This window comes from Nocardioides allogilvus (assembly GCF_003047285.1).
GTDB classification, from domain to species: Bacteria; Actinomycetota; Actinomycetes; order Propionibacteriales; family Nocardioidaceae; genus Nocardioides; species Nocardioides allogilvus.
In genome coordinates, this window is sequence record NZ_PZYX01000008.1 from 59,242 (window position 1) to 72,780 (window position 13,539).

Below are 13,539 nucleotides of genomic sequence, written 5' to 3' on the forward strand. Positions count from 1 at the left end.
GTCAGCCTCACTTCACCGTGATGGTGGCGAAGCGATTCTGGTCGCGCCCCGCCTGGGTTTCGTTGTCGCCGAGCTCTCGCGAGAAGTGCCCACCGACCTTGCGGATGTCGGCGGTGACTCCACCGTCGACGAGGATCTGCGACACGTTCAGGGCACGCGCGATCGAGAGTCGCTTGCTCCCGAACTTGTCGGTGTAGCCGGTGACCGTGATCTTCAGGTCGGTGCACGGCGCGATCAGCTCGGCCACGGCCGCCAGCTCGGCCTTGGAGGCCTCGTTGGGGATGCGGTGGAGCTCGTCGAACTGCACGAAGTCCGCGCCGAGCGCCTTGTCGATGCTGGCCTGGAGGCCGTTGCACTTGACGCCACCGGCAGCCGCGCTGGACGACTCCGTCGCGGACGGGCTCGCCTCCTGCGTGTCGGTGGGCTCGGTGGTGGGCTCCGCGGACTCCGAGTCGCCGGCGCCCTGGTCGCCCTCGTCACCGTTGCCGTCGGCGGCACCGGCACCATCACCGGCACCGTCGAGGCCGTCGCCGAGGCTGGCGACGCGGACGCCGTCCACGTCGGCGACGAGGTCGCGGGCCTTGTCGGCGTCGGCGGCGCTCAGCGCGGAGCCGTCGGCGGCGCTGAGCGTCAGGTCACGACCGCTCGCGTCGACGTCGACGCCGTCGAAGCCGGCTCCCTTGAGGGCGGTCAGGGCGCGACCACGGAGGTCGTCGCCGATGTCGCCGCCGCGTACGGCGGTCAGCAGCGCCGCCAGCAGCAGCGGCACCAGCAGCAGGGCGAGCCACCAGGGCCCACCCAGGTTTCTGTGGCCCCACCGGGTATCGGTGCGGCGGTCGTGGGTCGTGCCCGTGGGCACGCGATCCTGTCGTTCGTTCATGGGCAGACTTCCCGAGTAGTCGACGGATGAGACGTTGAATCGCCACACAAACTAGGGCAGCTTCACCCCTTTGGGTACTACCGCCTACTCGGCGGTACGGCGCGCCCTCGTCCGAACGGCCTGTGCAGCCAGCTCCTCGGCGTCGGGATAACCAACCTCTTCGAGGGTCAGGCCGCGCGGGTGCACGACGGTCATGCTGGGGTCGCGGCTGCGCCCGGCGAGCATCTCGGCAGCCCACCCCGGTGGCTGTCGGCCCTCCCCCACGATGAGCAGGCAGCCCACCAGCGACCGCACCATGGTGTGGCAGAAGGCGTCCGCCACGACCCGGCCCTCGATCAGGTCGGCTGGGGTCCGGGTCCACTCGAACTCGAGCAGCGTGCGCACGGTCGTCGCGCCTTCCCGCCGCTTGCAGAAGGTCGCGAAGTCCTGCAACCCGATCAGGTGCTGGGCACCCGCATTCATCAGGTCGACGTCCAACGGCCGCTCCCAGGCGAGCACGTGTCGACGGGTGAGGGGATCGATCAGCTCGGGGCGATCCGCGATGCGATAGGCGTAGCGACGCCAGAGCGCCGAGAAGCGCGCGTCGAACCCCGGTTCGGCCTCGACCGCGCGGCGTACGCGCACGTCGCCGTCCAGGATGCCGTTGAGCCGGCGCACCAACGCGTCCAGGGCAGGCCCCTTCGAGCGCCCGGCAGAGCGTGCGACATCTGCCGGATCCACATCGAAGTGCACCACTTGCCCGCGGGCGTGCACGCCCGTGTCGGTCCGCCCGGCGCACACGACGCGCACCAACGGGATCCGCAGCGCCATGGCGATCGCGTCCTCGAGCGCCCCCTGGACCGTCCGGAAGTCGGGCTGGGTCGCCCATCCCCTGAAATCGGTGCCGTCGTAGGACAGGTCGAGCCGGATGCGCACCCGCAGATCTTAGGCGCTGATCATTCAACCTATCGGTTGACAACGCGCCCTGAACGTCCTACCGTCTATTCAATCAATCAGTTGAGGAAGGTGCCTCGCATGACCGACCAGCTCTCCAAGGTCTTCGCCGCCCTGGCCGACCCGACCCGGCGCGACATGGTCGCGCGACTGACGCGGGCCGACGCGACGGTGAACGACCTGGCGGCGCCGTACGACGTCAGCCTGCAGGCCGTCTCCAAGCACCTCAAGGTGCTCGAGGAAGCAGGGCTGGTCAGCCGGACCCGGGAGGCCCAGCGCCGACCGGTGCACCTGGAAGCAGAGGTGTTCGACCTGATGACGAAGTGGATCGAGCGATACCGCCGGCAGGCCGAGGAGCGGTTCAGCCGCCTCGACTCGGTGCTGGCCGCCATGGACACGGACAACGCAACCCAGCAGCAGGAAGGAACAGCATCATGACCACCACGCAGAACCCCGACACCCGCTACACCGAGGCCGCGATCGAGGCAGACCCCCGCGTCCCCGCGGTGCACATCTGGCGCGACTTCGCCGCCACCCCTGAGCAGCTCATGCGGGCGCACACCGACCCCGAGCTGTTCAAGCAGTGGGTCGGCCCCGACTCGCTCACGACCAGGATCGACCAGTGGGACTGCCGCACCCTCGGCTCCTACCGCTATGTCGCCGAGCGCGACGGCGAGGAGTACGCCTTCCGCGGCACCTTCCCCCACGTCGGCGACGACAAGCTCGTGCAGACCTTCACCTGGGAGGGCATGCCCGACGCGATCGCGCTCGAGACGATGACCTTCGAGGACCTCGGCGACGGGCGCACCCGCCTGCACGGCTTCTCGCTGTGCGACTCCTTCGAGGGCCGCGACGGCATGCTCTCGAGCGGCATGGAGGTCGGAGTCCACGAGGGCTACGCCAAGCTGGACAGGCTCCTGGCCGATGGCGTTGCCTGAGTCGCCGGCCGAGCGCCACCGCGCGGTCGCGGGCGCCTTCGGCGACCGGGTCGCAGCGACCCGGGACTGGGAGGCCCCCGCACCGGTGGCGGGGTGGACGGCCCGCGACGTGGTCGACCACCTCGTCGGCTGGTTCCCGGGCTTCCTGGCCGCGGGTGGCTTCGGCCTGCCGCCCGGACCGGCCGTCGCGGACGACCCGGTCGCCGCGTGGCAGCACCAGGCAGGCGCCGTACAAGAACTGCTCGAGGCTCGCGGCGAGGAGCCCTTCACGCACCCCCGAGCCGGGACCCACCGGCTCGCCGATGCGGTCGACCGGTTCTACACCGCCGACGTCTTCATGCACACCTGGGACCTGGCACGCGCCACCGGCCAGCAGCCCGGGCTGGACGAGGACTTCGCCACCGCCCTGCTCGAGGGCATGCGGCCGATCGAGGAGCTGCTGCGCAGCTCTGGTCAGTACGGCGATGCCGTGCCCGTCGCACCGGACGCGCCCGTGGCCGACCGGCTGATGGGTTTCATCGGTCGCGATCCCGCGTGGGCCCCGCCCGGCTGAGTCACTCCAGCTCGTGGCGCCACGGCGGGTCGCCACCCGGCCGACTGACCGTGATCGCGGCGGCGCGGGCGGCGTGCTCCAGCACTGCGGTCCAGTCGGCTGCACGCAGCACCGACAACCCTTCGCGTGCGGCCGGCCCGACGACACCGAGCTGCCAGAGGGCGTCGACCACCGCCGCGGTCACCGTGTCGCCGGCACCGATGGTGTCGGCCACGGTGGCCGTCGGTGCCGGCACCTCCCCCTCCCCCGCGGGCGCGAACCAGCGCAGTCCCCCCTCGCCCCTGGTGACGACGACGGCGCCGGTGCCACCGGCGAGGAACTCCGCGGCCAGCTCGGCGTGCTCCCGACCGGGCCAGAGCAGCTCGAGGTCCTCGTCGCTGGCCTTGACCACGTCGGCGTTCGCCGCCATCGCCCGGGCCCGGGCGGCGACCCCAGGCCCGCTCCCGGTGATGGCGGGTCGGGCGTTGAGGTCGAACACGGTCAGCGCGGTCGGCCGGTGCTGCTGCGCCAGGACAGCGACGTCCCGTGCTCCCGGGTCGATGGCCGCTCCGATCGAGCCGTAGAGCACGGCGACCGGGTCGACGTCGGCGGGCAGCTGCACGGCCCCGAGACGCCACTCGATGTCGAACTCGTAGGACGCGGCCCCCGACGCGGCCAGCGTCGCCTCGGCCGTCGCCGTCCGGTCGAGCACCAGCGGGTCACTGCCCAGTCGCACCCCGTTGTCGCCCAAGTGGTCGGCCAGGAGCCGGCCGCGGTCGTCGTCGCCGTACGCCGTCACGAAACGCACCGGACGCCCCAGTCGTGCCAGCGCGACGGCCGCGTTGGCGGCACTGCCACCCGGGTGCTCGCGCACGGTGCCGTCGAGACCGTGCACGACATCGACCAGCGCCTCACCCACGACCAGGGCCACCTGTTCCATGACGCTGGTCTACCACTCCGCGGCCGGCGACGGGCCGCCGTACGCTCGAGCCATGCAGCTGGACCCGATCCACCACGACGCCGACGTGCCGCCGTTCGAGCAGGCGCGCAGCCAGATCGCGGGGCAGATCGCCGCCGGGGTGCTACCGAGCGGCACCCGGCTCCCGACGGTGCGCGCCCTCGCCGCCGAGGTGGGCCTGGCGGTGAACACCGTCGCCCGGGTCTACAAGGAGCTCGAGGCCGACGGGCTCGTCGTCACCGAGGGCCGGCGCGGCACGTTCGTCACCTCGACGAACGCCGGCGCTGCCGTCTCCGATGCCGCCGCGTCGTACGCCGCCGCCTGCCGTCGCCAGGGGCTGACCCTGCCGGAGTCGGTGCGCCTGGTCGAGGCGGCGTGGCAGGGCTGACATGCGAGGAAATGACGACGGGCCCGCCATCCCCGGAGGGATGACAGGCCCGGCGTCGCGGCTGGTGCTAGCTCACTCGCCTGCGCGGGTGAAGCCAGCGGCCTCAGCGGACTCGGCGGTGTCGAACCACAGCTCGGCCACGGTCGCGGCGAACCACTGACCGTCCGGCTCGTGGAACTTCATCGAGTCCTTGTTGCCCTTGATCGGGAAGCCCTCGGGCGCCTGGTCGGCGTCCTCGAGCGGGGCGTGCGCACCGGCGGGCAGCTCGTCCGAGCCGTCCACGTCGGCGAAGCCCTTGACCTCGGTGTCGGCGACCTCGGTCTCCTCGGCCACCGGAGCGGCCGTGGCAGCGGTCTTCTTCGACGAGGCAGCCTTCGGGCTGTAGGCCTCGGTCACCAGCTCGATGACCGCCATGGGGGCGTTGTCGCCCTTGCGCGGACCGATCTTGGTGATCCGGGTGTAGCCACCGGGACGCTCGGCGAAGGTCGGCGCGATCTCGGTGAAGAGAACGTGCACGACACCCTTGTCGCGGATGGTCTTGAGGACCTCACGACGGTTGTGCAGGTCGCCACGCTTGGCCTTGGTGATCAGCTTCTCCGCGAACGGGCGCAGCATGCGCGCCTTGGCCTCGGTGGTGGTGATCCGACCGTGCTCGAAGAGCGCGGTCACCAGGTTGGCAAGGATCAAGCGCTGGTGGGCGGGGCTACCGCCGAGGCGCTTGCCCTTCTTGGGCTTGGGCATGATTCTTCTCGATTCTCTCGGGCCGTACTAGGTACTCGAGTAGATGGTGCTGTTTGGGGTAATCGTGCTGATGGCGTGTGCCTCGCAAGGCCGAGGAGGGAAGGCGACCTTGGAGCGGAGCGGGTCGCCGACCGACGAGAACGCCGCGAGGCGCACGCCAGCAGTGCGATTTAGTACTGCTCGTCCTCGACGAAGGCGTCGTCGTCGTCATCGCCGTACGCCGCGAGCGCAGCGTGCGGGTCGAAGCCGGGCGCGCTGTCCTTGAGGGACAGACCCATCTCGACCAGCTTGGCCTTGACCTCGTCGATCGACTTCGCACCGAAGTTGCGGATGTCGAGCAGGTCCTGCTCCGAGCGGCTGATGAGCTCACCCACGGTGTGGATGCCCTCGCGCTTGAGGCAGTTGTAGGAACGGACGGTCAGCTGCAGGTCCTCGACCGGGAGGGCGAGGTCGGCGGCGAGCTGCTCGTCGACGGGCGACGGGCCGATGTCGATGCCCTCGGCCTCGACGTTGAGCTCACGAGCCAGACCGAACAGCTCGACCAGCGTCTTGCCGGCCGAGGCGATGGCGTCACGCGGACGCATCGACTGCTTGGTCTCGACGTCGATGACGAGCTTGTCGAAGTCGGTGCGCTGCTCGACACGGGTGGCCTCGACCTTGTAGGTCACCTTCAGCACGGGGCTGTAGATCGAGTCGACCGGCATGCGGCCGATCTCGTTGTCGGCACCCTTGTTCTGGACGGCCGAGACGTAGCCACGGCCACGCTCGACGACGAGCTCCATCTCCAGCTTGCCCTTGTCGGACAGCGTGGCGATCAGGAGCTCGGGGTTGTGCACCTCGACACCGGCGGGCGGCGCGATGTCGGCGGCGGTGACAGCACCGGCGCCCGACTTGCGGAGGTACATCGTGACGGGCTCGTCGTGCTCGGAGGAGACGACCAGGCCCTTCAGGTTGAGGATGATCTCGGTGACGTCCTCGGTGACACCCTCAATGGTCGAGAACTCGTGGAGGACGGTGTCCACCTTGATGCTCGTGACCGAGGCCCCCGGGATGGAGGACAGGAGGGTACGTCGCAGCGAGTTGCCGAGGGTGTAGCCGAAGCCGGGCTCGAGGGGCTCGATGACGAAGCGCGAGCGGTACTCGTCCACGGTCTCTTCGGACAGGGTCGGGCGCTGAGCGATAAGCACTGATTCTTTCCTTCCCGGATCCAACCACCATTTGATGGACCCGATCTCACGTGAAAAGGAGGCGTCGGGGGCCGCCCGCGGACGAGCGGCCACCGACCAGGGATTACTTCTTGGAGTAGTACTCGACGATCAGCTGTTCGGTGACCTGCGTGTCGATCTGCGCACGGACCGGCACCTGGTGCACGAGGATGCGCATCCGGCCGGGGAGCGCCTGCAGCCACGCCGGGACGTGACGCTCGGCGTGGGTCTCGCGAGCCACGATGAACGGCGTCATCTCCAGCGACTTCTCGCGCACGTCGATGATGTCGTGAGCGGAGACCTGGAAGCTGGGGATGTCGACCTTGTGGCCGTTGACCAGGAAGTGACCGTGCACGACGAGCTGGCGAGCAGCGCGACGGGTGCGGGCGAAGCCGGCACGGTAGACGACGTTGTCGAGACGGCACTCGAGGAGCTGGAGCAGGTTCTCGCCGGTCTTGCCCTGGCGACGGTTCGCTTCCTTGTAGTAGCGAAGGAACTGCTTCTCCATGACGCCGTAGGTGAAACGGGCCTTCTGCTTCTCACGCAGCTGGAGGAGGTACTCGCTCTCCTTGATGCGTCCGCGGCCGTGCTGGCCGGGGGGGTAGGGGCGCTTCTCGAATGCCGAGTCGCCGCCGACGAGGTCGACACCGAGACGGCGCGACTTACGGCTCATGGGTCCGGTGTAACGGGCCATGTCAGTCTCTCTTTCTCAGTCTCGGGTCAGACGCGCCGGCGCTTGGGCGGGCGGCAACCGTTGTGGGGGGTGGGGGTGACGTCCTGGATGGTGCCGACCTCGAGGCCGATGGCACCCAGCGAGCGGATCGCGGTCTCGCGACCCGAACCCGGACCCTTGACGAAGACGTCGATCTTCTTCATCCCGTGGTCCATGGCCCGACGACCAGCGGCCTCAGCAGCCATCTGCGCGGCGAACGGCGTGGACTTGCGCGAGCCCTTGAAGCCGACGGTGCCGGCAGAGGCCCACGAGATCACGGCGCCGGTGGGGTCGGTGATGGTGACGATGGTGTTGTTGAACGTGCTCTTGATGTGGGCTTCGCCCTGAGCAATGTTCTTCTTCTCCTTGCGACGCACCTTGGTGGCGCGGCTCTTGGGAGGCATAGATTTCTCCTATGAGTTTCTGGTCTGGAAGCTTCGTGAATCGGCGGTGATCAACGCGTGAGCGTTGCGATCACTTGGCCTTCTTCTTGCCGGCGACAGTGCGCTTGGGACCCTTGCGGGTGCGCGCGTTGGTCTTGGTGCGCTGGCCGCGGACCGGCAGGCCCATGCGGTGGCGGCGACCCTGGTAGCTGCCGATCTCGATCTTGCGGCGGATGTCCGCCTGGACCTCGCGTCGGAGGTCACCCTCGATCTTGAAGTTGGCTTCGATCTCATCGCGAAGCTTGACCAGCTCCTCGTCACCGAGGGTGTGCACGCGGGCGTTCGGGTCAACCCCGGTCGCGGCGAGCAGCTGCTGGGAGCGGGTACGGCCGATGCCGTAGATGTAGGTGAGTGCGATCTCGATGCGCTTGTCGCGCGGGAGGTCCACACCAACGAGGCGTGCCATGTGGCGTTTCCTTGTCTGTTCTCGCAGTGGTTTCTGGTCGTGTCGCGTCCCATCCCGCCTCGGGTGGGCTCCGGCCAATGCTCCGGAGGTGGTTTCGGCCAAGGAGTCGGAGCTCCCTGACCTAGCGATCACGTTGTGGGTGATTCAGTTGTTGCTACGTCTGTGCTGAGCCTGGGCTCAGCCCTGCCTCTGCTTGTGACGCGGGTTCTCGCAGATGACCATGACGCGGCCGTGGCGACGGATGACCTTGCACTTGTCGCACATCGCCTTGACGCTCGGGTTGACCTTCATGTCAGCCCTTTCTAGCTCGTGAGTGGCTGCTACTTGTATCGGTAGACGATCCGACCTCGGGTCAGGTCGTAGGGAGACAACTCCACCACCACGCGGTCCTCGGGGAGGATCCGGATGTAGTGCTGGCGCATCTTGCCGCTGATGTGGGCGAGGACCTTGTGTCCGTTGGTCAGCTCGACCCGGAACATGGCATTCGGCAGGGCTTCCACGACGGTGCCCTCGATCTCGATCACGCCTTCTTTCTTCGGCATGTCCTCCACAATCTGTTGTTCGGTCTTCTACCGTTTGGTGCTCCGCTCCACGGCGTGGAACGGGTGGCCCGGGAACCTCCGTCGCGTGACGGTGGACCTCGTGCGGTGGTTCCTGGTGACTCTTCCCGGGCACGCAACGACCCGCTCCTGCGAGCGAATGTTCCGTGTTCGGGCAGCCGCGAGGCACCACGAAGCGCAACCCACGTTGGGCCGACACGCCAGTTTAGTCAGTCGCGGGACCAAAAGACCAATCAGGACGAGCGGCGCCGGCCACCGCGCACCCGCCTGGTCGGCCGGGGTGGGGCGGGCAGGCCCTGGGCCTGCTCGTCGGGCGTCGAACGAGGCGACGCGGGGGTCATCTTGCCACGTCGCAGCGATGCGACGTTGATCGCCGCCAACCACCGACGACGCCGACCCACCGAGCGTGACATGGCCCTGCGCTCGGAATCGACCGATTCCCAGTACGTCGTGGCCGCCGCGGCCTCGGGCACGACCGGGCCGAAGACGAAGCTGTCGGCTCGACGGGCGAGGGCAGGCGCGGACTCCGAGCCGATCGCCCCCGACTGCTCACGCCGAGTCACGGTGGGGCCGAGCGGCACCGGCTGGCCCAGGTCGCGAGCATGGTCGACCAGCTCGCGCCAGGCTCCGACGAAGCGGGCGGACACACTGGCAGCGCTGCGGCGCCGGCGGCGCCTGAGGAGCTTGAGCCCGACGATGGCGGCCAGGACAGCGCCCAGGAACAGCAGCGGCCCACCGACGTACTTGCCGGCGAACACCACCCAAGCGGGCAGGCGTGCAACGAGCGAAGCCTCCTCGTCCTGGTCGTCCTTGGTGCCCTTGCGCTCCCTCAGGTCGGCATCGCTCTGCTCGCCGGCGTCGGAGGGCGGCGGGATCGGCGCGGGCGGAGGGACGACCGTGCCGCTCATCGGGGTGTTGTTCTCGGGCAGCTCCTCGGCCGGCGGCTCCTTGGACATGAACTCCTCGGTGGGCAGCGTCCGCCACGAGCCGTCGGCCGCGCGCAGCTCGACCCAGGCCTCCACCTGCTCGCCGGTGACGACGCCGTCCTCGGGAACCAAGGCTCCCAGCACGACCCGCGCCGGCACGCCGACCTCGTTGGCGAGCAGGGCCATCACAGCGGCGTACTGCTCATCGTTGCCGACCATCTGCTCGTCGTTGACGAACTCGTCGGAGAGGCGCTGGACGTGGTGACCGGGGTGGTAGACCTGCTCGGCCTTGCGTACGCCGTCGGAGTACTTCCCCTCGGTCCGCAGGTGCTCGGCGATCGCGAGCACCCGCTCGATCGGCGTCGAGGCCTTCTCCGCCCAGTCGGCGGCCGGCTCCTTGAGGAAGCCGGTGCCGGGAGGCGAGGCTGCGAGTGCGGTGGAGGCGAGCGTCTCCCGGGTGAGGTCGTCGGCCGGCTGCACCGCGGTGAACGAGTAGCTGTCCCCCCGGCGGATGCCGGAGGGCACGACCGCGGTGGACGTGGCCAGGTTGTAGCGGAAGGACTCGGCCTTGGCGTCCGGGTCGCCCTGGCGGAACTCGACGCCCTGCAGCGCACCGACCGTCGGCAGCCACACGCCGTCATAGCCCTCGCCGATGGTCACCGTGGCCTCGACCTCGCGGCCCTCGACCGGGTTGTCGATGGTCGAGGAGACCCGCTGGAAGGAGTCGTCGCCGGCGCCGGGCAGCGCGTCGTTGGAGGCTCCCCAGACCAGGCCGTCGTAGGTGTCCATGGCAGCGATGCGGATGCGCAGGCCGGCTACACCCTCGACGGTGAAGAGGGTCTTGTCGTAGACGTTGGCCGGGTCCTCGTTCTTCCCGAGGTCGATGTACTTGCGGAACCCCGCCAGCGGCGACGGGTAGCGCCCGATGTCGAAGGGCGGCTCGACCCAGGTGCGCACCACGGTGCGACCCTCGTCGTCGCCGCCGGTGACCAGCGCGCTGGCCGGCAGCGCCAGCGCCGAGGCCAGCAGCACGAGGGCGCCCCCGAGCGCGACGCGGCCCCAGCCGGAGGTGCCGCCGTGGACCGTGGCGGAGGCGCGGCGGGCCCGGATCGCCAGCCAGCCGAGCGCTGCGGCGGCGAACACCGAGCCCTGCACCAGCACCGACTGCGGGTGGCGCACGCCGAGCAGGATGACCGCGGCCAGGACCCCCGTCATCGCGAGCACGGGCAGCAGTGCGCTCAGCCAGGCACGAGGCAGCCGCACGCCGCTCAGCACGGTGCCGAGCACGCCCGCCGTCAGGCCCAGCAACCACGGCAGGACGAGCAGCGGGCCGTCGCCGTCGACCGGGGGCAGCGTGGTGAGCATGTCCTTCCAGCCGAAGATCGCCTGGTCGACGAGCGTCCCGAGCGTCGAGCCACCGGGCAGGAAGGCGGTGTCGCCCACCGACCGCAGGCACAACGGGCCGCCCAGCAGGAAGAACAACACCGCCACGATCATGACCGGTGCGATGAGCGGCCAGCCGAGGGTGCGGGTGGTGTGGGTGACCACGATCCCCAGCGCCACGCCGATGAGCCCCACGACCAGGAATCCCCAGCCGGTGAAGGACGTCGCGAAGCCGCTCAGGGCGAGTCCGCCCAGCAGCAGGACGAAGAGCAGGTCCAACGACGTCGCCGGGTCGGGCAGCAGCTGGTTGCGGCGGGAGCGGGTGACGGTGTCGACGCCCGAGTGGGGTGCGCTCACTTGACGCTCCAGAGGAGGAGTCCGCCGAGGTCGTTCGTCTCGGCGAGGTGCAGCACGGGCAGGCCGCCGGTCTCGGTCACCCGGCTGGTGCCCGACGGGTCGATGAGGATCGCGTAGCGGCGTACTTCAGGGGGGAACGCGGCAGCGCCGCGCAGCAGGTCGGTGAACTCCGTGCCGGGGCCGCCGATCAGGAACACCAGGCTGCAGTCGGGCGCGACCTGGGTGGCGCGGCGCGCCGACTTCACGATGCCGGAGCGGCCGTGCTCCGCGCGGCAGACGGCGTCGAGGGCCAGGTGCCCGTCGTTGCCGGTCGAGGCGGTGTCGCCGCAGACGAAGGAGACGTCGAACTCGTCCAGCACGGCGCGTACGGCGATCGAGGCCGCCACCGACATGGCCGACTCGAAGTCGTCGGGATCGGCCCACGAGGACGCGACGTCGTCGACCACGATCGCGGCGTGGCTGCGGCGGGTGTCGAGGTACTGGCGCACGAGCAGGTTGGAGTCGCCCCCGGAGGCCATCACCTTGGCGGACGAGCGCCAGTGGATGTGGCGCAGGTCGTCACCGGGGACGTACTCGCGCAGCGCATGGAAGGCCAGGTCGCTCTGGGACAGGGCGTCGGTCGAGACCCCCTCGAGGTCACGCAGCAGACCGGCGCCCAGCGAGTCGAGCGGCACCATCGGGGGACGCACCAGGACCTCCCGCACCGGGGTCCAGACCATGTCGCGCGAGAAGATGCCGATCGGGTCGCCACGACGGGTCGTGGCCGGTCCCACGGCGATCACGCCGCGGTGCTCGGTGCGGATGGTGAACGACTCCTCGTGCCGACCGCCGGCCGGCAGCGACGCGATGCCGTAGCGGTGCATCGACGACCCGACCGGAACCTCGAGGGTCGTGGGGATGAGGCGGCCGTTGGCGATGTTCGTGACGACCACGCCGGCGGCGACCGACTCCCCCGCCGCCACCCGCTCGGGCTCGAGCCGCAGGTCGACCGCGACGTTGGTGCGACCGATCAGGAACGGCGCGGCGAGGGCGAGCAGCAGCAGGCAGGCTGCCGCGATGACGGCCAGCTCGCGCCAGTTGGCGACGACCGCGACGTACGCCGCGCCCATGCCGAGGCCGAGGATCAGCCACCCCACCGGGCGGACGATCCTCAGCAGCTCCTTGACCCGCTCCATCAACGGCTCAGGCCACCCGGTCGGTCGGCGGCGCGACCGAGTCGAGCAGCCGGCCGATGACCGTCTGCACGCTGACGCCGCTGAACTGAGCCTCGGCGTCGAGGAGGAGGCGGTGCGACAGCACGGGCTCGGCGAGCTCCTTGATGTCGTCGGGGACGACGTGGTCGCGACCGTCGGCGGCCGCCCAGGTCTTGGCGACGCGGATGAAGGCCAGGCAACCGCGCGCCGACAGGCCGAGCTTGACGTGCGGCTGGCGGCGCGACTCCTCCGCGAGCTCGGCGACATAGCCCACCACGGCGGGGTCGACGTAGACCTGGTCGGCCAGACCGCTCATCTGCGAGATCGTGGCCGCCGTGATGACCGGCGTGACGAGCGCTGCCCGGTCGCGCACGGCCGCGTTGACGAGCAGCTCGATCGTGGCAGCGCGGTCGGGATAACCCATCGAGGTCTTCATCAGGAAGCGGTCGAGCTGTGCCTCGGGCAGGCGGTAGGTCCCCGCCTGCTCGATCGGGTTCTGGGTGGCGATCACCAGGAAGGGCCGGCCGACGGAGTGCGCCACGCCGTCGACGGTGACCCGGCTCTCCTCCATCACCTCGAGCAGCGCCGACTGGGTCTTCGGCGAGGCACGGTTGATCTCGTCGGCGAGGACGATCGTGTGGAAGATCGGGCCGGGGTGGAAGTCGAAGGTGCCCTTGTGCTGGTCGTAGACCGTGACGCCGATGACGTCGGAGGGCAGCAGGTCGGGGGTGAACTGGATGCGGGCGTTGGAGCCCTGGACCGTGTTGGCCAGGGCGCGCGCCAGCATGGTCTTGCCGGTCCCGGGGAAGTCCTCGAGGAGGATGTGCCCCTCCGACAACAGGCAGGTCAACGCCAGGCGGACGACGTGCCGCTTGCCCAGCACCGCAATCTCCATGTTGTCGGTCAGCTGGTCGAAGGTCTGCTTGAACCAGTCGGCCTGCTCGTGGCTGATCGTCATGGTGCTCCTGTCGCAGTGTGGGTGTG

The 13,539-nt window shown here is 69.7% G+C and carries 17 protein-coding genes; 4 read left to right on the forward strand and 13 right to left on the reverse strand.

Going from position 1 to position 13,539, the window contains the following annotated elements; genetic code table 11:
- Positions 1 to 7: 7 nt before the first annotated feature.
- Positions 8 to 880 carry an OmpA family protein gene (locus C9J87_RS12890; protein WP_010831752.1) on the reverse strand — a complete coding sequence of 291 codons (873 nt, stop codon included), beginning with the start codon at positions 878 to 880 and terminating at the stop codon, positions 8 to 10.
- An 84-nt stretch (positions 881 to 964) separates the two neighbouring features.
- Positions 965 to 1,795: a tRNA pseudouridine(38-40) synthase TruA gene (truA, locus tag C9J87_RS12895; protein ID WP_010831751.1), complete on the reverse strand. Its 831-nt coding sequence runs from the start codon at positions 1,793 to 1,795 to the stop codon at positions 965 to 967.
- A 99-nt stretch (positions 1,796 to 1,894) separates the two neighbouring features.
- Here truA and C9J87_RS12900 point away from each other — a divergent pair, with 99 nt between their 5' ends.
- The 3 genes from C9J87_RS12900 to C9J87_RS12910 are packed head-to-tail and all read left to right on the forward strand — an operon-like array spanning position 1,895 to position 3,304.
- The gene (locus C9J87_RS12900; protein WP_010831750.1) at positions 1,895 to 2,251 is read left to right on the forward strand and encodes an ArsR/SmtB family transcription factor; all 357 of its coding nucleotides are present in this window, start codon (positions 1,895 to 1,897) and stop codon (positions 2,249 to 2,251) included.
- On the forward strand, positions 2,248 to 2,751 hold the full coding sequence (locus C9J87_RS12905; RefSeq protein ID WP_010831749.1) for an SRPBCC domain-containing protein: 504 nt from the start codon (positions 2,248 to 2,250) through the stop codon (positions 2,749 to 2,751). The genes C9J87_RS12900 and C9J87_RS12905 overlap by 4 nt, the downstream gene beginning before the upstream one ends.
- Positions 2,738 to 3,304, forward strand: a complete 567-nt coding sequence (locus C9J87_RS12910) for a TIGR03086 family metal-binding protein (protein ID WP_010831748.1) — start codon at positions 2,738 to 2,740, stop codon at positions 3,302 to 3,304. Before C9J87_RS12905 ends, C9J87_RS12910 begins: the two co-directional genes overlap by 14 nt.
- 1 nt (position 3,305) lies before the next feature.
- Here the strand turns inward: C9J87_RS12910 and C9J87_RS12915 are convergent, their stop codons facing one another.
- Positions 3,306 to 4,223, reverse strand: coding sequence for a PfkB family carbohydrate kinase (locus C9J87_RS12915; RefSeq protein WP_107705726.1), 918 nt, complete (start codon positions 4,221 to 4,223; stop codon positions 3,306 to 3,308).
- 52 nt (positions 4,224 to 4,275) lie between these two features.
- Here C9J87_RS12915 and C9J87_RS12920 point away from each other — a divergent pair, with 52 nt between their 5' ends.
- Positions 4,276 to 4,629 (forward strand): GntR family transcriptional regulator, encoded by a 354-nt coding sequence (locus C9J87_RS12920; protein ID WP_107705773.1) that lies wholly within the window; start codon positions 4,276 to 4,278, stop codon positions 4,627 to 4,629.
- A 72-nt stretch (positions 4,630 to 4,701) separates the two neighbouring features.
- Here the strand turns inward: C9J87_RS12920 and rplQ are convergent, their stop codons facing one another.
- The 10 genes from rplQ to C9J87_RS12970 form a co-directional block, all read right to left on the reverse strand.
- The gene (rplQ, locus tag C9J87_RS12925; protein WP_010831745.1) at positions 4,702 to 5,370 is read right to left on the reverse strand and encodes a 50S ribosomal protein L17, sunset domain variant; all 669 of its coding nucleotides are present in this window, start codon (positions 5,368 to 5,370) and stop codon (positions 4,702 to 4,704) included.
- A gap of 170 nt (positions 5,371 to 5,540) precedes the next feature.
- Entirely contained in the window at positions 5,541 to 6,557 is a 1,017-nt protein-coding gene (locus tag C9J87_RS12930; RefSeq protein WP_036490077.1) for a DNA-directed RNA polymerase subunit alpha, read from the reverse strand.
- Positions 6,558 to 6,660: 103 nt separating this feature from the next.
- On the reverse strand, positions 6,661 to 7,269 hold the full coding sequence (rpsD, locus tag C9J87_RS12935; RefSeq protein WP_036490073.1) for a 30S ribosomal protein S4: 609 nt from the start codon (positions 7,267 to 7,269) through the stop codon (positions 6,661 to 6,663).
- 26 nt (positions 7,270 to 7,295) lie between these two features.
- The gene (gene rpsK / locus C9J87_RS12940; protein ID WP_010831742.1) at positions 7,296 to 7,691 is read right to left on the reverse strand and encodes a 30S ribosomal protein S11; all 396 of its coding nucleotides are present in this window, start codon (positions 7,689 to 7,691) and stop codon (positions 7,296 to 7,298) included.
- A 70-nt stretch (positions 7,692 to 7,761) separates the two neighbouring features.
- A complete protein-coding gene (rpsM, locus tag C9J87_RS12945; protein ID WP_036490072.1) occupies positions 7,762 to 8,136 on the reverse strand; it encodes a 30S ribosomal protein S13 in 375 nt (124 codons plus the stop codon).
- Between the two features lie 177 nt (positions 8,137 to 8,313).
- The gene (gene rpmJ / locus C9J87_RS12950) at positions 8,314 to 8,427 is read right to left on the reverse strand and encodes a 50S ribosomal protein L36 (protein WP_010831740.1); all 114 of its coding nucleotides are present in this window, start codon (positions 8,425 to 8,427) and stop codon (positions 8,314 to 8,316) included.
- A 29-nt stretch (positions 8,428 to 8,456) separates the two neighbouring features.
- Complete coding sequence (gene infA / locus C9J87_RS12955) at positions 8,457 to 8,678, reverse strand: translation initiation factor IF-1 (protein ID WP_036490070.1); 222 nt, start codon at positions 8,676 to 8,678, stop codon at positions 8,457 to 8,459.
- A gap of 251 nt (positions 8,679 to 8,929) precedes the next feature.
- Complete coding sequence (locus tag C9J87_RS12960; RefSeq protein WP_107705727.1) at positions 8,930 to 11,362, reverse strand: transglutaminase-like domain-containing protein; 2,433 nt, start codon at positions 11,360 to 11,362, stop codon at positions 8,930 to 8,932.
- A complete protein-coding gene (locus tag C9J87_RS12965) occupies positions 11,359 to 12,537 on the reverse strand; it encodes a DUF58 domain-containing protein (protein WP_107705728.1) in 1,179 nt (392 codons plus the stop codon). The genes C9J87_RS12960 and C9J87_RS12965 overlap by 4 nt, the downstream gene beginning before the upstream one ends.
- A 7-nt stretch (positions 12,538 to 12,544) precedes the next feature.
- Positions 12,545 to 13,513 carry an AAA family ATPase gene (locus tag C9J87_RS12970; protein ID WP_010831736.1) on the reverse strand — a complete coding sequence of 323 codons (969 nt, stop codon included), beginning with the start codon at positions 13,511 to 13,513 and terminating at the stop codon, positions 12,545 to 12,547.
- Positions 13,514 to 13,539 lie beyond the last annotated feature (26 nt).